Source organism: Terrihabitans aquatilis (genome assembly GCF_052542005.1).
Window position 1 is genome coordinate 137,472 of sequence record NZ_JBOCUO010000002.1, and the last position, 21,318, is coordinate 158,789.

The 21,318-nt window shown below is 62.7% G+C and carries 14 protein-coding genes and 1 tRNA gene; 8 read left to right on the top strand and 7 right to left on the bottom strand.

Features of this window, described 5'->3' with window-relative positions; genetic code table 11:
• Positions 1–62: 62 nt before the first annotated feature.
• Together ACQ6S1_RS06695 and ACQ6S1_RS06700 are read left to right on the top strand one after the other, a co-directional pair.
• Positions 63–152, top strand: a tRNA-Ser gene (locus tag ACQ6S1_RS06695).
• A 139-nt stretch (positions 153–291) separates the two neighbouring features.
• Positions 292–660: a DUF6538 domain-containing protein gene (locus ACQ6S1_RS06700; protein WP_445041229.1), complete on the top strand. Its 369-nt coding sequence runs from the start codon at positions 292–294 to the stop codon at positions 658–660.
• 169 nt (positions 661–829) lie between these two features.
• Here ACQ6S1_RS06700 and ACQ6S1_RS06705 read toward each other — a convergent pair whose 3' ends face one another.
• The 7 genes from ACQ6S1_RS06705 to ACQ6S1_RS06735 all read right to left on the bottom strand — a co-directional run bounded on the left by ACQ6S1_RS06705 (position 830) and on the right by ACQ6S1_RS06735 (position 14,792).
• The gene (locus ACQ6S1_RS06705) at positions 830–4,180 is read right to left on the bottom strand and encodes a TonB-dependent receptor domain-containing protein (protein ID WP_445040414.1); all 3,351 of its coding nucleotides are present in this window, start codon (positions 4,178–4,180) and stop codon (positions 830–832) included.
• A 151-nt stretch (positions 4,181–4,331) separates the two neighbouring features.
• Positions 4,332–5,351: a FecR family protein gene (locus ACQ6S1_RS06710; protein ID WP_445040415.1), complete on the bottom strand. Its 1,020-nt coding sequence runs from the start codon at positions 5,349–5,351 to the stop codon at positions 4,332–4,334.
• An 82-nt stretch (positions 5,352–5,433) separates the two neighbouring features.
• A complete protein-coding gene (locus ACQ6S1_RS06715; protein ID WP_445040416.1) occupies positions 5,434–5,937 on the bottom strand; it encodes an RNA polymerase sigma factor in 504 nt (167 codons plus the stop codon).
• A 759-nt stretch (positions 5,938–6,696) separates the two neighbouring features.
• Complete coding sequence (locus tag ACQ6S1_RS06720; RefSeq protein WP_445040417.1) at positions 6,697–11,637, bottom strand: autotransporter domain-containing protein; 4,941 nt, start codon at positions 11,635–11,637, stop codon at positions 6,697–6,699.
• Positions 11,638–12,319: 682 nt separating this feature from the next.
• Positions 12,320–12,958, bottom strand: a complete 639-nt coding sequence (locus ACQ6S1_RS06725) for a response regulator transcription factor (protein WP_445040418.1) — start codon at positions 12,956–12,958, stop codon at positions 12,320–12,322.
• Positions 12,955–14,379, bottom strand: coding sequence for an ATP-binding protein (locus ACQ6S1_RS06730; RefSeq protein ID WP_445040419.1), 1,425 nt, complete (start codon positions 14,377–14,379; stop codon positions 12,955–12,957). Before ACQ6S1_RS06730 ends, ACQ6S1_RS06725 begins: the two co-directional genes overlap by 4 nt.
• Positions 14,376–14,792: a hypothetical protein gene (locus ACQ6S1_RS06735; protein ID WP_445040420.1), complete on the bottom strand. Its 417-nt coding sequence runs from the start codon at positions 14,790–14,792 to the stop codon at positions 14,376–14,378. Before ACQ6S1_RS06735 ends, ACQ6S1_RS06730 begins: the two co-directional genes overlap by 4 nt.
• Positions 14,793–15,308: 516 nt before the next feature.
• Between ACQ6S1_RS06735 and ACQ6S1_RS06740 the strand changes: the two genes are divergently transcribed.
• From ACQ6S1_RS06740 to ACQ6S1_RS06765, 6 genes are all read left to right on the top strand, one after another.
• A complete protein-coding gene (locus ACQ6S1_RS06740; RefSeq protein ID WP_445040421.1) occupies positions 15,309–17,213 on the top strand; it encodes a methanol/ethanol family PQQ-dependent dehydrogenase in 1,905 nt (634 codons plus the stop codon).
• Positions 17,214–17,348: 135 nt separating this feature from the next.
• Positions 17,349–18,227, top strand: coding sequence for a methanol oxidation system protein MoxJ (moxJ, locus tag ACQ6S1_RS06745; protein ID WP_445040422.1), 879 nt, complete (start codon positions 17,349–17,351; stop codon positions 18,225–18,227).
• A 67-nt stretch (positions 18,228–18,294) separates the two neighbouring features.
• Positions 18,295–18,870: a cytochrome c(L), periplasmic gene (gene moxG, locus ACQ6S1_RS06750; protein ID WP_445040423.1), complete on the top strand. Its 576-nt coding sequence runs from the start codon at positions 18,295–18,297 to the stop codon at positions 18,868–18,870.
• 40 nt (positions 18,871–18,910) lie between these two features.
• Entirely contained in the window at positions 18,911–19,228 is a 318-nt protein-coding gene (locus ACQ6S1_RS06755; RefSeq protein WP_445040424.1) for a methanol dehydrogenase [cytochrome c] subunit, read from the top strand.
• 187 nt (positions 19,229–19,415) lie between these two features.
• The gene (locus tag ACQ6S1_RS06760; RefSeq protein WP_445040425.1) at positions 19,416–20,447 is read left to right on the top strand and encodes an AAA family ATPase; all 1,032 of its coding nucleotides are present in this window, start codon (positions 19,416–19,418) and stop codon (positions 20,445–20,447) included.
• Positions 20,444–21,310, top strand: a complete 867-nt coding sequence (locus ACQ6S1_RS06765; RefSeq protein ID WP_445040426.1) for a DUF58 domain-containing protein — start codon at positions 20,444–20,446, stop codon at positions 21,308–21,310. Before ACQ6S1_RS06760 ends, ACQ6S1_RS06765 begins: the two co-directional genes overlap by 4 nt.
• Positions 21,311–21,318 lie beyond the last annotated feature (8 nt).

The window sequence follows — 21,318 nt, forward strand, 5'->3', positions numbered from 1 at the left end:
CGGCTTGTGCGGCGCGAGCGCTCCGTATACATGACGCCCTGCTGATCGACGGCCTGCCTTGCGGAGAGGTGCCAGAGTGGTCGATTGGGACGGTCTCGAAAACCGTTGTGCGGGTAACCGTACCGTGGGTTCGAATCCCACCCTCTCCGCCATCACCTGCCTAAGCCATTGACCGCGCTTAGGGTTCAAGCAAATCAACAACTTAGGAGCTGCCTGGTGGGTACACACGGGTGGTACACATGCCCCTGCCCATGGCACGTCCAACGAAGCATCCTAAAACTGGTGTAACAGCTGCGCAAACGTGTACCGCAGGATTTGGTGCAGCAGGTTGGTCGACCTGAAGTCAGGATCAGCCTTCGGACGAAAGACCCAGGCGTTGCAAAAGCTCGACACGCGGAAGAGCGGGCGGCGCTAGAGCGGCGATGGGAAGGCCTTCGACAGCCCGTAGCCAGCTTCTTTGAGATTGAGGCTCACCAGTTTGCCACGCCTGCGTACGACTGGATGACGGCGACGTTCGCCGATAACCCGTCCTCGCAGAATTTCTGGGAGGTGGAGCTCGGCGCTGACGTCTGGACGACAAGGGAAGTCCGGACCATGCCCACGATAGGTACCTTCCAGATGCAGCCCATCAGCCCAGCGTCCGCGCGCTCGCCTGGCTGACGTTCATCCTCATGCGGCAGAAGTGCACGCAGTTCACAGAGGAATTGATCGAGAGCCGTGGGCTCAAAGTCGATTCCGAGGCCATACTGGCCAGGTCAAAGAGGACGTCGAATTGCGCTTTGCTACGCGACGTCCTGCACGATCTGCCAAGTGTATTCCTGGCTGGTCACTAGAACCGGAAATTCGCGCCTGTCTTCACATGATCCACACTGCTTCGGCTCGTGTATTCATAATTGTACGACGTAGTGCCCGAGACGAAACCGCCATCTGCATCGGGTCCCCAAAGACGCATATGCTGGTATTCGCCGAACACGCTGATGTTGTCGGTCAACGCATATTCAAGACCGCCGCCGACGGCAAAACCAACTCCATAACCTTCGGTATCGGCCGTGTGTTCTCTCATATCGACATGGCTGCGCATATTAGCAGCGGCGATGCCTCCCTTGCCGTAGACGAGAAAATCTCCCGCCGCGAAACCGCCGCGAACATTGACCGAAGCTATGGTCTCGTAAGTCGTGGAGGTCTTCGGAGTGTTGACACCAGGCGCCGAGACGCGCGGCCCTGTTCCGGTCTCGATATCAGTCCAGCCTGCCTCGATGTTGAACCCAAGGACGAAATTGCTGTCGAATTGATAATCGTAGCCGGCACGGATTTCACCCAGCCAATGGGATGCGTCGCCCTCATCGAAAAAGGCCGGTCCTAGCTCGTTGACCGCTCCAGTATTCAGATTAGTCGAGGTCCGGTGGTAGTCATGTATGTGGGTGTTTGCTGCGGTGGCCCCCAGACTGCCGCCGACGTGAAAGCCGCTCCAGTCGCGCGTCCGGCCATCAAGACCGCCGAAGAAGAGGGAGCCGCCGGGCGCATCGCTAAGCGTTGTCGTGAAACCTGCCTTGATGGTGCGGCCCGGAGCGGGCAGGAGCACAAAGCTCAACGGATCGACGTAATATTCATCCGTCAAGTTTTCCACGCTAAGGGTAAGCTTGGCGTCCTCGGTGATTTTATACTGGGCGTTAGCATCAAGAATTAGCACAGGATCCCATGGGATCATCGCAATAAGCGGATTGGCGCCTGAAACCGCATCCTCGGCATCGGCAGCACGCCTGCCGTGATATGTAGCGCGGCCGCTGAGCAGGAACCTGTCGTCGAAGAATTTCTTATTCAAAGTCAGGCTGACAGAAAATTCCGGCGGCACATTATTAGTCGAGTAGTCGCCGCCCAACGAGCTTTTAACGCATGTATCCGACGTCCGGCAGAATTCGAACTCTGTGTAGTATGTCGCCGCCAGTTCGGCGCTGAACGTTCCTATAGCGTAGCGCCCCGACAGCTCGAGCCCGGAGAATTTAGCTTTATCGAGATTGGTTACATCAATTTGCGTAACGGCATAATTCGGCAACTGCGGATACGGATAGGTGGTTGTGAGCCGGCGGTAGATATAATCGTCCACGGTGTTGTCGAAATAGGACAATTTGAGCTTTAACGTGTCGTCCTCGCGGAGCAGACTATCCGTGACCAGATTGGCGCCAATCTGCCAGCTGCTGGCCCGTTCCGGTCCGAGATCCGGATCAATCGTGATGAGCCCGCCGGTTACGCTTTCCCAAAGCGACGGCATGCGCGCAGCATTTCGGTAGTTGACGAAAGGCTGGAGCCAGTCAAGCGCCGTCACCGATGCGCCGACACTGTAGTCCCAGGCTCCCTCGCTGCTATTTATGGCTTGGATAATGGAGCTATCGTAATTGTCCTTCACCCAGAAGTGATGGTGGCGAAGACCCCCATCGAGCTGCAGCCAGTCGATCGGTTTGAACGTGGCGTTGATAAATCCCGAAACCTCGGTGCGATCGCCATCTCTCACCGAACCGTCTGACTTCTCTCCTGGCCCAGTAGACTCATCCAGCAACGCGGCGCCGTAGTTGAACGCGAATTCACCCCACCCCGTGGTAAAGCGGGATGTGTTGCTGAGATCGGCGCTGATCATACCAGTCACCGCATCCGTCAAAGATGCGCCGCCGACACCGTCCGGCGCTTGCACGTTCATGTGCGTGTACGCGGCGTTCCACTTCAGGTCGTAGAGATCACTATCGGGGTTCCAGCGGTACCGCGTTGCGTAAGTGTCGAGCACGGTTCGCGCGAGCGGGTTCTGCGTCAAGACCTGTCCAGTAACAACGCTGCCAAAAGCGTAGGTCTCACCGTTGATCGTATCGTAATGCGTCTGGATCAGATCCAGCGTGTGATCGTCCTTCCGGATGGTTGCCTTGGCTAGGGTGGAGAAAATGTCCTGAGACGTGTTAAGCACCTGCTCGCCGGCCAGATAGGTCGTCAACCCTGGCTCGTAGGGAATGCTGCCTCGGTTGCAATACGTCAGAGTGGTGCCTGTCGCGCCAGAGCAAACGTCGGACCTTCGGGGAGCGTTATCCCCATGCGTACCGGCATGATAATCGCCATACTTGCGATGCGCGGCGCCCAGCACCAGATCGAAATTCTCGCTGCGCGAAGCATAGACAACGCTTCCAGCACCGCCTGTCGGCTCTAGAAATGCGGGCCGATCGATGTTGCGCACAGGCGCGGCAGGCGTCCCGGTATTCGTCGTCGTCCAGAGATAATCGCTGTTGCGGACATCCCTTATCATGCTCCTCGTACCGACAGGGAGAGTATCCGAGGTGTTCGTCCCGATTTCGCCTTTGATGCGGAAAGCCTGGTTCGCGCCTTCGGGGATGATGTCGTCGGCTGTGATCGTGCTGATAGCCAGGGCGCCTCCGATGGCGCCTGCCCCGCCTGCGCCGGTGCTCGGCCCCTTTTCGACGCTGATGCCTCCGATGAAATCGGGATCGATGTAGGAACGGTTATTGACCCCCTGATAGCCATAATACATCGTCATGGCGTTGTTGGCGCCATCGACGGTCACGGCGACACGGCCCATGCCTTGCAGACCCTGAATGTTGGGATCGATGCCGCCGCTGGACCGGGAGGCACCCGACATCAAGCCCGGCACGCCTTTGAGAATGTCGGCGGGGGACGTGCCGCGATATTGTTCGATCTGCTCGCCCGAAATATAGCCCACCGCGCCCGGCGTCTCATAAGGCAGGGCTGCCCCACCGCCGTCTGAGACAACGATTGTCTCCAGCTGTATGGCATCTCCATCTATCGGGGTGGGCGCGGTCGATGCTCGGTTAATGATCGTGACTGTATGAGCATTGGTGAAGGAGTAGGTCAGATCCGTCCCGGCAAGAAGACTGGTAAGAGCTTGCTGCGAGGTCAAGGTTCCGTAAATCGTGGGCGCTGTTGTCCCCGCAGCCACGGACGTCTGATAGGCGATCTGCACGCCGGCTTGCGCGGAGAAGGCGCGCAACGCGCCTCCTAGAGACTGGCTTGGAATGTTGAAGTTCGTCTGCGCAGCTTGTGCCTTGGCTGTGCGAACGGGGAGAGCGCCTGGAAACCCGACGAAACAAAGCGCTGTTCCTACCATCAACGCGTTCAGAAAATGGCTATGCCGGAAGACATTCGTTGAAACTCTCACGCTCGCCATTTCACCCAGCCCTTTTTCCCGAGCGAACGCGCATCGCGAGGTTCGCCGCCAAGGAGCAAGCGTGCTTGGCACTGCTCCGTCACATCATTGACGGGTGAGGTGGCTCGACGCCTAAGACAGCAACGGAGATTTTTGAGAAATATTTTCCGGACTATGCGATCAGGACGACCACTCCGGGGATCCGGCGCGCCGTGCGCCCCTGCGTGCGCGCCAAGGCTTCGACGGCGGCCAGGACTTCGCTAGTCCGGAATTCAGCGCTGACCGGGACACCGACGTCGACTCCGGGGGCCATAACGATGTGCTCGGGCAAATATCGGCCGAGCTCGCCGATCGCACTTGCGAAGGAGCGAGCTTCGAAGACAATCTTTCCCATGCGCCAAGCACGGGCCACATCGATATCGACGCGGTGCGCCGAAGACGGCTTCTCCCCGCGTCCATAGACGGCCTGCTCTCCCGCCGAGGCTAGCACAGAGTCGGCGACGGCTTCGGGAAGATCAGCCGGGGCAACTTGTCCCGACACGCGCACCTCTCCTTCGCTTACGGTGACGACCGTGAGGGAGTCCGTCGCTTGGACGGAAAACGTGGTTCCAAGCGCGTCGCTGTTGCCTCCAAACGCCGACACCCGGAATATGGACGAGCTCTCCGGACGAACTTGAAACTCCACCTCGCCCCGGAGAAGCTCCACAAGTCGCAGACCGGGCTGGAAGTCGAGGGCAATCGCGCTGTCGGTATTGAGCCAAGCCGTCGAGCCATCCGGAAGCCGGACTTCCGACTGTTCGCCAGCCGCCGTGATGTAATCGGCCCGCCGCCACAGATCGAGGCTCGGAAGAACCGCCGCCCCTGCGGCAGCAGCCGCGAGCGCGCTTCCTCCCAAGACGAAGGCGCGGCGCCCCATAACCGCCGGGCCCGAGCGCATTCGAGCAACTCGAACAGGCGCTTCCGGGCCTGCGCCATCGAGCACGCGCAGCTCTTGCCAGAATGTGCGCTCGCGTTCGAAAGCGTGTCTATGAGCGGAAGACGCGTCCCGCCACGCCTTGAAGCGGTCGAGGTCCGCCTGGCTGACATCACCAGACGTCAACCGCACGATCCAATCGCGGGCGTCTAGTTCGATCCTGCGATCTATCTCGTGTCGTTTTTCGGTTTCGGGCACGGAATCTGAGGGGCGAGGCATCAGTTTGATTCCTTCTACCCAATAGACGCGCGAAAGCGAGTTCTTCCTGAAACGGCCTGTTATTAAAAGTCTGGATTTGAGGTCAGTTCCGAATTTCGGCGAGCCGCTCGAGAACGCGGCGGATGTGATAATAAACGGCCTTGTCCGTCATCCCGAACCGTTCGGCCAGCGCGCGATGGGAAACCCCTTCGAGGCGGTTCATCAGGAACATTTTGCGTGTCTGCTCTGGGAGTGTCTCCAGCACCGCCTCGACGGCCTTCAGATTCTCGCGGGCGATCAGGGTGCGCTCAGCGGATACTTCCCCCGCGCCCTCGCTCAGCAAATCCGCGAGTTCCTGATTGATTTCGCCGCGGCGGCGTTCTTTTCGGATGTGATCGATCACCGTGCGGTTCGCGACCTGCGTGATGTATCCGCCCGGGTTGTCGATCATGACTTGAATGCTTGCGGTCTCCAATTTCACCCAGGCGTCCTGGATCAAGTCCTCGGCCGTTGTCCCGCAACCCGTGCGCGACCGCGCGAGGGCCTCAAGCCGTGGCCGCATCTGCACAAAAGTATCGAGAAGTTTTTCGAGCTTTGATTTGCTCACGGGAACACCACCCACACAATTACGCGCCCCGACAACAAGACCCAGCGCAACTAGCGGATCGCGAAAAACGCCGCAACCACAGGTGTTTAGAGTCTTTCTATGTCTGCTGGTCGGGTGACAACCCGGCACGCCCATTAGTTCTTGATTTTTCTGCGCGATGTCGCGCGGCTTAGATCAAAGCCAACAATGGTGCGCGGCGCGCATTTGTCGGCGCTGTGGCGGCAATACAACAAAGACGGCAGTTGTTACGATGTTCGCTGCGACGAGCAGCTGAACGCTTCACTCAGAGATCCTATGCATGTCGGTCTTGCCCGCAACCGCAGGCACCACCTCAGCACGCGAGGCACATCGGTCTTGGCGTCCGCACAGATGCAGGACCATCACAAGCACCGTTGCCAAAGCCGTGAGTGTCAGAAGGAGATCATCGCGGACCAGCCAGCATGGTCCCCAAAAAGGCCGGCCACGGGTCTAACAAGGCTGGCTCCGCGATAGTAAAACAAAATATACAGAAGGCTCGATGCCGCGCACGAAGCGGCATCGAGCCCCCCCATGCGCGAGCTGCCTTATGATAAACCGTCGGCTATCACTTTTCCGAAGTCCACCGGGCGAAGTAATCGTGTCGTACTCTATACGTAAAGCAGCTTGAGTTCGTCCGTGGGAAGATACCGAACCTCGCCATTGACGACAGAGCCGTTCCAATCCGTTCCTATGAACGCTTCCTTCGCCCCATTTGAGGCTTTGCCGAAAACGATGCTCCGCTCAGAACCGAACATCGAACCGTCCCTTGACGCCTTGGTCCTGGGCATCCTCTCCGAACGCGCCCTCATAGCTCAGGCTGAGCGAGACGGTCTCGCTTGCCTCATAGCCAAGCCCGGCCTGGATCAGGGCTGCGTTGCGATCCAGCGGAATGCCCGAGATCGCGACGTCGGTTCCGCCCGAGCGGAACGCCAGCAGACGCGCGGGATCGACATCGCCGAAGCTGTGCTGCCAGGCTAACAGGCCACTGATCGTCATCGGCAGGCTCTCGAACAGGCGGGCCTCGCCGCGCACGCCGAGCGTGGTAACGCCGAAATCGTCGTCCTGCTCATCGCCGGCCAGCGCGGCATCGCCGCCCGTCTCTGCAAAATCATCGGTGTGGAGACGCACCAGAGCCAGGCCCGCGAAGGGCTCGACCATGCCGCGCTGCATGTCGAAGCGGTAGCCGGCCTCGCCGAACACCTGCGCGGTATAGCCATCGTAATCGGCCGAGAGGCGCTCATCCAGCAGCACGAAGGTGCGGTCGGTCTCGATGCTGTTGTGCGCCACCGAGATGCCGCCGCGAACCCGCACGGCATTGATGCTGGTGGCGCCGTAGAGCGCGCCGAATACGCTGTCGACCGAGCCCGAGGACAAGCGGTCGTCGACGTCGAAACTCGTGCTCAGATAGCCGCCGGCCAATCCAATGTCCCAGCCGTCGCGGCCGCTATCGACGCCCAAGACAAAGCCGCCGGTATCGCGGTCGAGTCGCGCCGCATTGCCGTCGCCATCACTGTGGCCCCAGGATCCGAAGCCCTGGCCCCAGCCGCTGTAGCCGAGCGCTGCCCTGCTCTCGTAAGGCGTCGGCACGGCCGCCTCGCCGGCATAGGCCAAAGGCGGCAGATCGGCCGGGGCCGATGCCAGCGCCCGGGTGCGATCGAGCACGGCGTTGCGCACCGCCTGCGCATTGGCCGCCAGCACCGAGGCGGTGCTGGCATGCACTTCGCCCGAGAGCTGGTCATAAGCCGCGCGGGCACCGGCAACATCCTGCCCGAGGATGGCGTCGAACACAGGATTGCCGCTCTCCAGGCTCTGGATCGCATCCGCGACCGAACGCCCGTTTCGGGTCGTCGCGGCATCGGAGAAATCGATGTCGTTGCGCGACAGGCCCAGAAACACATTGGTGGCGTCGTAGCTCAAGCGGGCGTCGAGAAACGCCAGATTGCTCGTAACGCCGCCGAACTCGCCGGACACACCATTTAGCGCAGAAAGAATCGTGTAGGTCCGCGCCGGATCGTAGAGGCCGTCCGACGCCAGCACCTTCACCGTACCTCCCTTAAGCTCTGCGTTGCCGCCAGCCGTGATGCGGTCCGCCTCGCCCTCGTCATTGGCGTGGACCTCGTAGACCGAGCCTTCCGAGAAGCGCACATCACCGGTGACGTTCAGCGTGCCGATGCTGCCTATGCCGCCCGGCCGGATGGTCGAGCCATCGTGCGCATCAAGGCCGCCCACGGTGCCACTGCCGCCGAGGAAAGCGCCATTCAGCACCTCCACCTCGTTGGAGAGCGATCCATCGACGATCAGTGTTCCAGCACGAACCGTCGCCGGCCCTTCGCCCACACCGCCGATGCCGGTGATCGTCCAGGCAGATGTGCCTATCTTCTCAAACGTCTCGAATCCGAAGAAGCCCGAGCCAAGGTCGAAGACATCGTCCGCCTCGCCGCCCAGCGCCAGCGTGTCCGCCCCTCCGTCCGCCAGGACATCGCCGACGAAGGTTGCGCCCCTGCGGAGTTCCAGCCGGTTTGTTCCCGCAGTGAAATGGACGGCCGTTGCCCGCGTGCGATCGTCGCCCGGCGAACCCGCGTAAACGCCGCTCAAACCACCGCTGATCGTCCCGGAGTTCACGAGCGTGATATTTTCGCCCTCGACACCCACACCACCTGGACGAGGAGGAGGTAGTGGCGCATCCGGAAAGCTCGACAAATAAGCGAAATCCGACCCGTTTCCGGCTGTGATCGAGCCCTCATTGACGATCGTGACATCGCGCCCCTGAATGCCCGAACCGCCACGGCCCACCTGGGAGTTCAAGCTGATGTTGTAATAACTTGTACCGGCCTCCCCACCTCTGATCTGGCCAGCATTGGTGATCAGGCCTCCCTCAGCCAAGATGCCGTGGCCGCCATTTCCAGCGCGCTCACCTATGTCCGAGTCAGTCGTGTCGCCACCGGCGCCACCGATGATCGCGCCGGCTCCTTCGTTGTGCACTTCGCCGCCCGTCAGCAAGGCACCGCTGCCCCCATTGCCCGCAGCTGCGAAACTTTGAAAGCCGCCCAGCCCCCCTGCACCGCCCGCAAGCGTTCCCAAATTGGACAGGCGGCCGGCGTTGACCTCCACGGCCGTACCACCTGCCCCCGCGGCTTCAGCGGCGAAATCTTCATAGGCCAGCGATGCTCCGCCTTCGCCTCCTGCAATCCTGCCGAAATTTGTGATCTGTCCGCTCTGGAAGATGACGCCCGATCCTCCCGCACTCGGGCGCTGGCCGCGCGAGGACGCGCCCGCGCCGCCGATAATCGCGCCTCCGTTGGCGTTCTCGAGGATTCCAGTCGCGGCGAAGAAAACGCCAGCGCCCGCTGCGCCTACCTCGGCGTCGACTTCTGTCCAAGGATCGGGGACATCTCCATGCTGGCCTCCGGCGCCACCCACGACTGTGCCCGAATTTCTGAAGGACGCCGCGGTACCGAGGAACCGCACCGCATCGGCGCCCGCACCGCCGAAGCCGGGGTCGGGATCCCTGAAGTTCACGGCGCTGCCACCCGTGCCCCCGGCACCACCCGACAACGTCGCTGTGTTCTCGACACTGACATCGCGGCCCAGGAACTGAAGCGCCGCACCGCCTGTGCCCCCATTACCGCCTCGGAATTCGGAGTTCACGGTGATATTGCCGCCCTCGCCCCCGTCCCCACCCTCTATGTCCGCATCGACGTTGACGGTAGCACGGTCCCCTTCAAACAGGGCGCCGATGCCGCCATCTCCCCCGCTGGCCCCGTCGCCTCTGCCAGACCAATTGATTCCGCCGAAACCGCCGGCGCCAGCAGAAACAACGCCATTGCTGACGTAACGCACATCGTTCCCGAGAGCATGTACGCCCGCTCCCCCGGCACCCGCTCGTACATCAAAGTGGTTACCTATGCCCAGCGCGCCACCGGCGCCGCCCTGGATGGTGCCCGTGTGGGTGAAGGAAATCCCATCATCGACAAGCTGCAGGCCCGTCCCGCCGTCACCAGCGCCGCCGCTGTAATATCCGCCGCCACCCGCACCGCCATCTCCGCCGGTGATGTTCGCCCCGGAGGTGGTGGTTCCGGGGTCTCGGACCATCGCTCCGTAACCACCGGCGCCACCACCGCCGCCGTTGCCGCTTGAGAAGGCGTCTCCACCATTGCCGCCACGACCGCCGCGAATTGCTCCCACCGGCAGATCGGCGGCATCGCCATCGAATCCGTGCGCGCCGCCGCCGCCACCACCGCCGCCTTCACCCGCCTGAAACTGGACCGTGGTCCCATTGGCGCCATCGACTTGCCCTGGGCTGCCCCCCTGACCGCCGAGGTGGGCACCGCTGCCCGCACCTCCATCGCCGCCACCGGCCCCGCCTCCGCCACCACCGCTGCCCAGCAGGAGCGCATCGGCCCCATCCTCTCCATTGGTTCCAGTTCCCCCCGGAACAGGAGAGCCCGAATAATGCCCCCCGCCGCCGCCGTCCGCGAGCGCGCGCGTTGGCAGCAAGACCATGCTCATCAGTGAGCCACCCACCAGCGCCGTGCCGGCCATGAGGATGCCAGCGAAAGTGCTCCGCCTGCTATGCGCCCCAAGCGCCGCGACGACCGGACCTGTCGACATGGAATGCGTCGTCCACACGTCGAGATCGCGCCCTGCGGAATCGATGATATCGCCATAACATCCGGCGACGCGTTCCGGCAGGCACGCGCTCGCCAGCGCCCAGGACGCGCGCACGGGCTGGCTCAGCGCCTTCGCAATCGCATGGATATCGGGCGCGGATAGATCGACATGGACAGCGTGGGGAAACAGCTCGCGATGAACCGGGATGTCGGACAGGATCAATTGCGTGCCGCGTGCGGCCGCCTCGGCGGCGGGAAGGTTGAACCCCTCGAAACGCGACAGCGATAGGTAGGCCCTGGCACCGCGCTGAAGCACGCCCAGCCGCTTACGGCTGACATAGCCATGATGATGAATCCGAGACTGGAGAGCCGCAGGCAGCCGGCTCCGGATTTCTGCCTCGAAAAGATCGCCGCCGTGACCGGTGAGATGAAGCTCGAGCCCCGCCGGTGCATTGGGGGCCTCCAGCACCGCCGCGAACGCCGAGACCATATTCGCGAAGTTCTTGTGGGGATGGTGCTCGTAATGGGCGCTTGTCAGGATGTAGGGCGTCGATGCCGGACGGGAGGGCTTTGTGGCCGCCACCGGGTTGTAGATGACCGTGCCACGGCGAGGAGCACCGAACAGCGCGGTATAATCATCGCGGGCACTATTGCTGATGAAGACGACATGGTCAGCATTGGTGCGGGTGTCCGCGAATGCCGCATGAAGCCACTCCAACGTCCCCGCCTCGAAATATTCCGGCAGGTGCGCGAATTGCACATCGTGAACCACATTCACGATTCGTGGACGTGGCATTCCCTCCCGGGCCGGAACGGGCGAATAGAAGTTCGGGAAGAAGAAGATCGAATTTGGGTCCGTCTCGGCGAGGCTGAGCGCCGCGCGCTGTTCGCGCTCGAAATAGCCGACATCGCTTCTTTCCCGAACCGGGAACCGATCCCGCACCGAGATCAGGCGCGCGCCGTACCGAGCCTTTAGAAGGCGGAACAGCGTGACCGACACATCCACGACACCACCGATTTTCGGATAATCGTGAACGATGTCGAAATAGTAGATGCAAGGTAAACCGCGCATAAGCCCCCCAGGCGGAAGGCGATTATGCCTTCTTCGTCTTTATAAAAACGGGCGCGCCGTCCGATCTCGGTTTCCAACCGGGCCGAAAGGCGCACGCGTTTCCCCCGCAAGGACCTTGACGTCGAGACAAGAACCCGTCAATCGGCCATTCTCAAATCGGGTATCCTGCACGGCCTTTTCGCTATTCCCGAGATGATTTGCCCGGTCTTCGGTCTCAAGTATGCCCGGCATGAATACCCCCACCTCCTCCGCTCACCTCAACCTTGATCGCGACGGCGCAGACAGTGCCGAGAGGGTCGCGTTGTGGCGCGATGCGACAAAAAAGGTCGTTCTACCGGCACACTTGATTGCCACGAGCCCACGGAGACGCAGCAGGTGAAGTTTGCGAAGTCGATCGCGCGATGAACGGGATCACCGACATTCAGGGATAATGGGAGAGCCGACTCGGCGTCCGAATTGTAAGGACAAATATCGAACTCACAGCGGAGTCCAAGACGTCCGAAGAGACCCTGTTCTTCGCTTGATCATTCCGCGTTGATAGACGCATGCTAGTCAGCATCACGGCCGAGAAGTGCGGTCAGCCACCAAGGCAAGTTAAGCGGCCGCGCTAGTCACGCTCTCCCCGCCCTCTCCGCCATTCCCGCCGTTTCCACGACCTAGCCGGTGAGTTAAGAAAACGGCCTCATCGTCCTGGTGTCGTGGCGACATATTGGATGGCGCAACGAACCAATTCGGGCAATGTGCTGGCGCCCAGTTTGGCGCGGAGCTGCGAGCAGGTGTTGGCCACGGTCTTGTAGCTGATACCCAGCTCTTCGGCGATCTGAGAATAGCCGCGCCCTTCCGCCAGAAGGGAGAGCGTCTGTAATTCGCGCGGCGTGATGTCCGCGAGGACGGCCGATTTCGACGTGCCCAGCATGGCGACCTGCATGGCCAGATCATGGCTCATATAGGGCTGGCCTCGGCGCACCCGCTCGAAGGCCTCGACCAGCGCGCCGGATGCGCTGTCCTTCAGCACATAGCCATTGGCACCGGCTTCCAGTGCGCGGCTCGCGATGATCGGGTCGCCATGCATGGAAAAGACGAGGATCGGCGTGCGCGAGCTCTGCCGTCTCAAGCGGCGAACCAGAAGCAGCCCGCTCAGACCGTTTCCCTGCAAGGACAGATCGACGATGACCACATCGGGCCGCTCACGGCGAAACAAGCGATAGCCCGCCAGCACCGTACCGGCCTCCAGAACGCGCTCCACGCCGGCATCCTCGAGCAGGCGGCGACAGCCCTGCAGCACGATGGGATGATCGTCGATCACAAGGACGCTGGTCATGTCATCACCATTCGTTCCGCTGACGCGGGGTTGGCAGCCGGCAGCGGAATACGGATATCGATGCGCGTTCCCCGGGGCTCGGCGGCGCCGATCCGCCATTCGCCTCCCAGAGCGCCCACCCGCTCCTCGATTCCGGTCAGGCCGAGGCCGGGAATGGCCTCCGGAGGCATGCCGGCCCCATCGTCCTCCACCGCAAGTTCGAGCATGTCGGTCTCATGATCGTGGCGCAGGTGGACGGAGATCGCGCGCGCATCCCCATGGCGCAGAGCGTTCGTTACCGCCTCCTGCACACAGCGGAACAGCGTGATGTCGATGCTTTCCCCGTAATGCTCCGCCAAACCATGCGTCGTCAGGCGCACATCGCGATCGGGTGAATGGCTTTCGAAATCCGCCACCAGATCGGTAATGACGGCCGCAAGCGGCAAATGGCCGAGAACCATGGGCCGCAGCTTGCGCAGCATGCGCCGATTGAGGCCCTGGATGCGGTCGAGGATCTCCACCATCGTCGTCAGCCGCTCGGCCAAGCTGGCCGCGATCGGGGCATCCGCCCGCGCACTCAGACGTTCCACCGAATCCAGATTGGCGCGAAGGCCGAACAGGCAGGGGCCGAGCTCGTCGTGCAGATCGGAGGCGATCTGCCGTCGCTCACTGTCCTGAACCTGGATCAGCCGCTCGTTGAGCCGACGATTGTCGTCGCGCGCAAGGCGCAACGCCGCGCCGAGCGCGTTGAACCGATCCGCGAGATGACCGAGCTCCCGGACCGGGGGCGCGGGAACGCGATGGTCGAACCGCCCCTCCTCCAGCTGCTGAAGCCCCTTCGACAACGTATCGAGCGGCCGCAGCAGGCGGCCCAGCACCAGATACAGCGCCACGAGGATGGCGATGTTCACCGCGCCCGCCAGCAGAGCGAGCGCCGACATATCCTCCCATACCTCGGCGATTTCGTCGGACGCCTGGCCGGTGACGTGCACCCGCCCCAAAGTCCGGCCGTTCTCGACGATAGGTACGATGCGCTCCGGTGAAGGCACCGAGACGAGAGCGGTGAACCAGGGCGGAATGCCGACATCGCTGTGCGCTTCATCCGCGTTTTCACCGGGCGACACATCGATGTCGCCGCCGGCAGCATCCTCGATACGGATATCGACATGGCGCAGATCACGGATATGCAGCGGCAGCCGGGTCAGGGGGGCGCCGGCCTGCTCGCTCACCAGGCGCTCAACCGTTTCCTGCACAAACCGCTCGGCCACGGCAATCGAGGCCAGCATCTCGACCTCCGTGGCACGGCGCGCATTGGCGATGATGACCACGAGCGCGACGAGGGCCGCGCAGAGATTGATCGCGACCACCGCGCCCATCACTTGCGCGCGCAGCGACCGGGGTCGCCAGGGCCGTGGTCCGGCAATGGGAGCGAACGCCGTCATGGCGCTTTCGTCCGATAGGCCTGCTCCACACGAAGCGCGGCGAGCGCCGCCTCCCGCGACAGCCCCTGCGAGCGGAGATTGAAGTAATGCTGGCAGATATCGCTGAAGCCGCTGCGCGAGCCTTTGGCGGCCAGCACGGAAAAGCCGTCGATGATCTCTTTCGGAGTTTCGGCGACATCGATTTCGATCAGCATGGCCTGCAACTGGACGGCCCGATTGGCGATCATCCGCGGGGCCTCGCCGAACCTCTGGCCGGCATCATCCAGCACCACGCCCCACGCCAGAACCGCCGGCGCATTCGGTGGAAGATCAGAACCGGCTTCCCGGCTCGCGAGCCACAGCTGCGGAGCGGTGTCGTCGGTCGGTTGAAGCCAATCCCGACGGGCCAGGTCCTGCCGATCGGCAGCAGCCACACGCTCCCCTCGTCCCGGTTCGCCCTCGTCACATCCCGCTAGCGCGAGAACGAAGGCCACGGGCAAGGCTAAGCGAAAATTGATACAGCGGGCGGTCCTCATCTCGCTCTTATGGCTAGCCTCGACACGGGGTGCAGATGCAGATCGGCGATTGCTCCCATCTTCGCTGACCCGCAGGGGTTGTCACCCGTTTTCTGCCTGCTTTTCAGAAAATTATTCAGCGGAGCTAACAGCGTAGCTTTGAGATGTTTTCCCGTCCTCGAGGGAAAAGTTCCCGGCTCGAATTGCCTAATTACCTGGAGACATAAGTCTTATGTGCGGCAAAACTTCGCACAGAAGGAGATGTCGACAAACAAAAGAACATCTCCCCTTGGCCTTGACTGACGCGCGGACCTGAAAAGTTCTCGCGGCAGTCCGGTGCCCGGAAAAAGAAAACATAGAAGTCCGCACCCATGACGGCAGACGCCAACACGGGATTCGGAACGGTTTGGGACAGGAAACGCGAGGGATAATACTATGAGTCGACTGCACTCTTCTGTGTCAGCGCTCACCGTTGCCACCGCTTTGGTGGCCACGGTCGGCCTCGGTGCCATGGCACCGGCATCTGCCAATGACAAGCTCGTCGAATTGTCGAAGAACACCGACAATTGGCCGATGACCGGCAAGAACTACAGCGCCAACAATTACAGCGAGGCGAACCAGATCACGAAGGAGAACGTCAAGCAGCTGAAGGCTGCGTGGTCGTTCTCGACCGGCGTGCTGAGCGGACACGAGGGCACGCCGCTCGTGGTCGACGGCGTGATGTACATCCACTCTCCGTTCCCGAACACGACCTTCGCCGTCGCGCTCGAAGATCCCGGCAAGATCCTGTGGCAGCACAAGCCCAAGCAGAACCCGACGGCCCGCGCGGTCGCCTGCTGCGACGTCGTCAACCGCGGCCTCGCTTATTGGCCGGGCAACGGCACGGTCGGCCCGCTGATCATCAAGACACAGCTCGACGGCCACGTCGTTGCCCTCAACGCCAAAACCGGCGAGGAATATTGGAAGCTCGAGAATTCCGACATCAAGGTCGGCTCGACGCTGACCATCGCCCCTTATGTGGTGAAGGACACCGTGCTGATCGGCTCCTCGGGCGCCGAACTGGGCGTCCGCGGCTACGTCACCTCCTATGACATCGCGACCGGCGAGCAGAAATGGCGCGCCTATGCGACCGGCCCGGACGAGGAGGTCCGCCTCGCCGACGACTTCAACAGCGCCAATCCGCATTACGGCCAGAAGGGTCTCGGCCAGGCCACCTGGGAAGGCGAGGCCTGGAAGATCGGCGGCGGCACGAACTGGGGCTGGTACGCCTTCGATCCGGACACGAACCTCTTCTACTACGGCTCGGGAAATCCGGCGCCCTGGAACGAGACGATGCGTCCGGGCGACAACAAATGGACGATGACCATCTGGGGCCGCGACATCGATACAGGCGACGCCAAGTTCGGGTACCAGAAGACCCCGCACGACGAATGGGATTATGCCGGCGTCAACGTGATGATGCTGTCGGAGCAGGAGGACAAGGAAGGGAAGATGCGCAAGCTTCTGACCCATCCGGACCGCAACGGCATCGTCTACACGCTCGACCGAACCAATGGCGACCTCATCTCGGCCGACAAGATCGACGACACCGTGAACTGGGTGAAGCAGGTCGACCTTAAGACCGGCCTGCCGCAGCGCGATCCCGAATTCGGCACGCGCATGGACCACAAGGGCCGCGACATCTGCCCCTCGGCCATGGGCTATCACAACCAGGGACACGATTCCTACGATCCGGAACGCAAGTCCTTCTTCATGGGCATCAACCACATCTGCATGGACTGGGAGCCCTTCATGCTGCCCTACCGGGCCGGCCAGTTCTTCGTCGGCGCGACCCTGTGGATGTATCCCGGCCCCAAGGGCGACCGGCAGGCTTATGAAGGCCTCGGCCAGGTCAAGGCCTATGACGCCATCAACAACACATACAAATGGGAAGTGATGGAGCGGTTCGCGGCCTGGGGCGGCACGCTCGCCACCGCCGGCGGCGTGATGTTCTACGGAACGCTCGACGGCTTCATCAAGGCCCGCGACAGCGACACCGGCGACCTGCTGTGGAAGTTCAAGCTGCCGTCGGGCGCGATCGGCCACCCGATGACCTACACCCATAACGGCACGCAATACGTCGCCATCTATTACGGCGTCGGCGGCTGGCCGGGCGTGGGCCTGGTGTTCGACCTCAACGACCCGACCGCCGGTCTGGGCTCGGTGGGCGCATTCAAGAACCTGCAGCACTACACCCAGATGGGTGGCGGACTGATGGTGTTCTCGCTCGACGGAAAGGGTCCGTACGACGACCCGAACCTCGGCGAATACTCGACCGAAATCATCCGCACGGGCGGCTGATCGCGCTCACAACCGATCGCCCGCCGCTGCGCATGCGGACCCTGATCGGGGCGAGCCCCAAAAGCTCGCCGTCGGGCGATCGTTCCTCCTCACATTCCTTGCCGGCGCGACGACCGGCAAGCGGGAGATAATCAGATGTTGAACCGCAAAGGCGTCAGCCGACTGGCTCTCGCCGTCGCCGGGGTCGTGATGGGCGGCTTCGCTTTCGCCGGCTCCCCCGGCATGGCAGCCCCGGCTTCCGAAAAGCCCGACACGTCGAATGTCCTGCGTATCTGTGCCTCCGACGTCGAGGCACCGTTTTCAGAGAAGGACGGATCCGGTTTCGAGGACCGCATCGCCAAGGTGCTGGCCGAGGCGATGGGCCGACAGGCTGCATTCGTGCGCACCGACAAGCCGGGCATCTATCTGGTGCGCGACCAGCTCGACAAGAACAATTGCGACGTCGTGATGGGCGTCGATGTCGGCGACGAACGGGTGCTGACCTCCAAACCCTATTACCGCACCGGTTATGTGATGGTGACGCGGGAGGATCGCGGCATCACGGCCAGCCGCTGGGACGACGCCCAGATCAAGGAGCAGGATCGTTTCGCGGTGCGCTTCTATTCGCCCGCCGAAACCTTGCTGAAGCGCATCGGGCGCTTTGAAGACAATGCGGCCTACATGTATTCGCTGGTCAACTTCAAATCGCGCCGCAATCAATGGGTCCAGGTGCCCGGCGACCGGCTGGTGACCGAGGTGACGAGCGGCGAAGCGGATGTCGCGATCGCGTTTGCGCCCGAAGTGGCGCGCTACGTCAAGCAATCGTCGACACCTCTGCGCATGACCTTGATCGCCAACAACATCGACCAGCCCAACGGCGACCCGATCCGGATGCAATACGACCAGGCGATCGGTGTCCGCAAGGACGATGCGGCGTTGCTCGCCGAGATCGATTCCGCGCTCCAGAAGGCGCGCCCGGAGGTTGAGAAGATTCTGTCCGAGGAAGGAATACCGCTCCTGAAGCCCGACAGCTGATTGCGGCTCGCGCGGCCGGGTGGCTCGACCGCCCGGCCTTCCATCCTCCGATTGCGATGAAGGTCCGATGCGAACGACATTTCTGAAGACGGCGGCGGCGCTTCTCACCGTCAGCGGCCTCGTCTGGGGCGCGCATGCCGCGATCATGCTGACCCACACCGTCACCGGCCAGCCGCTGGATCTGGCGGAAGCGCCCGAGGAGGGGCGCGACACCGACGCCGTGAAGCATTTCCTGCAGACGGGCGAGAACATCTACAACGAAAAGCAGATCTGCCTGCCCAAGGCGCACGAGATCTTCCTGTCGATGTGCTCGGGCTGCCACGGGCATTACGGCGAGGGCAAGATCGGCCCCGGCCTGAACGACGCCTATTGGACCTACCCGAAGAACGAAACCGACCAGGGCCTGTTCGAGACAATCTTCGGCGGCGCCCAGGGCCAGATGGGCCCGATGTACGGCGCCCTCAACATGAACGAGATGCTGCTCTCGATGTCGTGGGTACGCCATCTCTACAAGGACGACCCGAAGGGCGCGGTGTGGCTGACCGACGAGCAGCGCGGCCAGTTCAAGCCCTTCGACCAGAACGCCAAGCATATCGAGCCGGCAGAGGACCTGCCCCCCGAATGCGGCGGACCGGCGGACTGAACCGCTGGCAATAAAGGGTGGAAACCACGAGGAGACGACCATGAGCATCATCGACCGAAGCGTGAGATTATCGCGGATCGTGGCTGGCGCGGGCGCCCTCAGCCTCGCCATGATGGCGGGCGCGGCTGCCTATGACGGCACCAATTGCAAGGAGCCGGGCAATTGTTGGGAGCCGAAGCCCGGTTTTCCCGACAAGGTCGCCGGTTCGAAATACGACCCCAAGCACAATCCGACCGAGCTGAACAAGCAGCAAGAAACGATCAAGGCCATGGAGCAGCGCAACGCGCAGCGGGTCGAGCATTTCAAGAAGTCCGGGAAGTTCGTCTACGACGTCAAACAGATCCCGGCCGCCAACTGATCGAGCTACGCGAACCCTTGTGCGCGGACGGCACCGCTCTGTCGGTTTGCCTTCCTCCAGACGAAACCCGTCCCGCGCGCAAGCAACTGGTGCGGTCGGGGCCGATGCAGCAATCCGCTCGGCTTCGACCGCACTTTTTCCCCGCAGGTACCTAGGCCCACCTGGAATTCTGCAGAAAGGTTCGGCGATGCGCGCCCTTCGCGACACGGATTCCATGCTGTCGGACTGGCAGAACCGCGCTCAAACTTTTCAGCGCGAGATCGCCAAAGTGGTGCTCGGCCAGGACCGTGTCATACGTCTGCTGACCATCGCGACCTTCGCCCGAGGTCATGTCCTCCTCGAAGGCGATGTCGGTGTCGGCAAGACCACCCTTCTGCGCGCTTTGGCCCGCGCAATCGGCGGCGCGTTCGAGCGCATCGAGGGCACGATCGACCTGATGCCGAGCGATCTCGTCTATCACGCGCATCTCGGCGAGGACGGAAAGCCGCGCATCGACCCTGGCCCCCTCCTGAAGCAGGGCGAGGACCTCGCGATCTTCTTCTTCAACGAGATCAACCGGGCCCGCCCGCAGGTGCATTCGCTGCTGCTCCGGCTGATGGCGGAACGCTCCGTCTCCGCCTTCAACCGCGAATACCGCTTTCCCCATGTGCAGGTGTTCGCCGACCGCAACCGCGTGGAGCGCGAGGAGACGTTCGAACTGCCGGCGGCCGCGCGCGACCGCTTCCTGATGGAGATCGCCGTGGGCATGCCCGCCGAACAGGAGATGAGGCGGCAATTGGTGTTCGATCCCCGCTTCCACGATGTGGACGTCCTGCTGACGGAAATTGAAGGCGGCATCCTCGATCCTGATGCGCTGGAGGATGTGGCGCGTGCCATCCAGACCGGCGTGCGCTCGAGCCCAACGCTCGAGACCTATCTGCTGGCGCTGTGGGACGCCATCCGCAACCCGGGGGACCACGGCATCGAGATCAACGGCGTGGACATGGACCGGCTCGTGCTGGGCGGGGCCAGTCCACGCGGCATGTCCTATCTCGCACGAGCAGCACGCGTTCGTGCCTGGCTCGATGGGCGCGACATCCTGGTGCCCGAGGATCTGCGCGACATGTTCCCCGAAGTCATGGCGCACCGCATCTTCATCGACCCGGTTTATGAGCTGGATCGCGAGCGCATCGTCGCGGCCCTCATCGCGGGCGTGTTCGCCCAGATGCCCGCGCCATGATCGCCGGGACAGATGTGCAGGACCGGCGCCTCCAACCCATTCCCTACCGGCTGCGCTGGCGGTCGGATGGCATTCTGCCCGGCGCCCATCCGGGCCATGGTGAAGGAGCCGAGGGCGAGTTCCGTCGCCACGTCTCGCTGCTGCGCCATCCCGATCCACGCCGGATCGATTTGCGCGCCTCGCTGCGCGATCCCTTCGGAGACCTCAAAGTCCGGGCCTTCGCGCCCCGCCGCTCGGTGCCGGTGGCGATGCTGGTCGATCTCTCGGGATCGATGGCCTTCGGCGATGCGCCTCGCGAAGCCTTGGCGGAGCTTGGTGCGCTGATCGCCCTGTCCGCCCGTCGCAGCGGCGACAGCTTCGCGCTGTTCGGCTGCGATGCGCGCATTCGGCCCGATGCCAGCCTCTCGTTCTCACGTCGTACGGGCCTTGAGGAGGAGGTGCACCGCATCCTGACCAGAGCCGCCGCACGAGGAGCGGGCATACAGGGATTGTTCGAGGCGGCCGACCGGCTGCCTCGGCGTCGATCTCTCGTTTTTCTGGTCTCGGACTTCCTGTTTCCGCACGAGCGGCTTGCCGGCCTGCTCGATCGGCTATGGCGCCATGACGTGATCCCGGTCGTGGTGCGCAACAGCGCCGTCGAAGACGCTTTGCCCCGCTGGGGGCTTATCGAGCTGGACGATCTGGAAACCGGGGCGCGGCGTCTCGTGTTCATGCGCCCGTCCCTTCGCAAGCGCTGGCAAGACGAGACCCGCGCCCGCCGGCAGAGGCTGGAGGACGCTTTCGCACGGCGGGGCCTGCGAGGCTTCGACCTCGTGGACAGGCTCGACATCGACACCCTGACGCGCCGGCTGATGGCGGGGTGAGCGATGCG

Coding starts and splice junctions, on each gene's coding strand:
- ACQ6S1_RS06705 (WP_445040414.1), bottom strand. CDS start 4,180: ATGGCGAGCGTGAGAGTTTCAACGAATGTCTTCCGGCATAGCCATTTT.
- ACQ6S1_RS06710 (WP_445040415.1), bottom strand. CDS start 5,351: ATGCCTCGCCCCTCAGATTCCGTGCCCGAAACCGAAAAACGACACGAG.
- ACQ6S1_RS06720 (WP_445040417.1), bottom strand. CDS start 11,637: ATGCGCGGTTTACCTTGCATCTACTATTTCGACATCGTTCACGATTAT.
- ACQ6S1_RS06725 (WP_445040418.1), bottom strand. CDS start 12,958: ATGACCAGCGTCCTTGTGATCGACGATCATCCCATCGTGCTGCAGGGC.
- ACQ6S1_RS06730 (WP_445040419.1), bottom strand. CDS start 14,379: ATGACGGCGTTCGCTCCCATTGCCGGACCACGGCCCTGGCGACCCCGG.
- ACQ6S1_RS06740 (WP_445040421.1), top strand. CDS start 15,309: ATGAGTCGACTGCACTCTTCTGTGTCAGCGCTCACCGTTGCCACCGCT.
- moxJ (WP_445040422.1), top strand. CDS start 17,349: ATGTTGAACCGCAAAGGCGTCAGCCGACTGGCTCTCGCCGTCGCCGGG.
- moxG (WP_445040423.1), top strand. CDS start 18,295: ATGCGAACGACATTTCTGAAGACGGCGGCGGCGCTTCTCACCGTCAGC.
- ACQ6S1_RS06755 (WP_445040424.1), top strand. CDS start 18,911: ATGAGCATCATCGACCGAAGCGTGAGATTATCGCGGATCGTGGCTGGC.
- ACQ6S1_RS06760 (WP_445040425.1), top strand. CDS start 19,416: ATGCGCGCCCTTCGCGACACGGATTCCATGCTGTCGGACTGGCAGAAC.
- ACQ6S1_RS06765 (WP_445040426.1), top strand. CDS start 20,444: ATGATCGCCGGGACAGATGTGCAGGACCGGCGCCTCCAACCCATTCCC.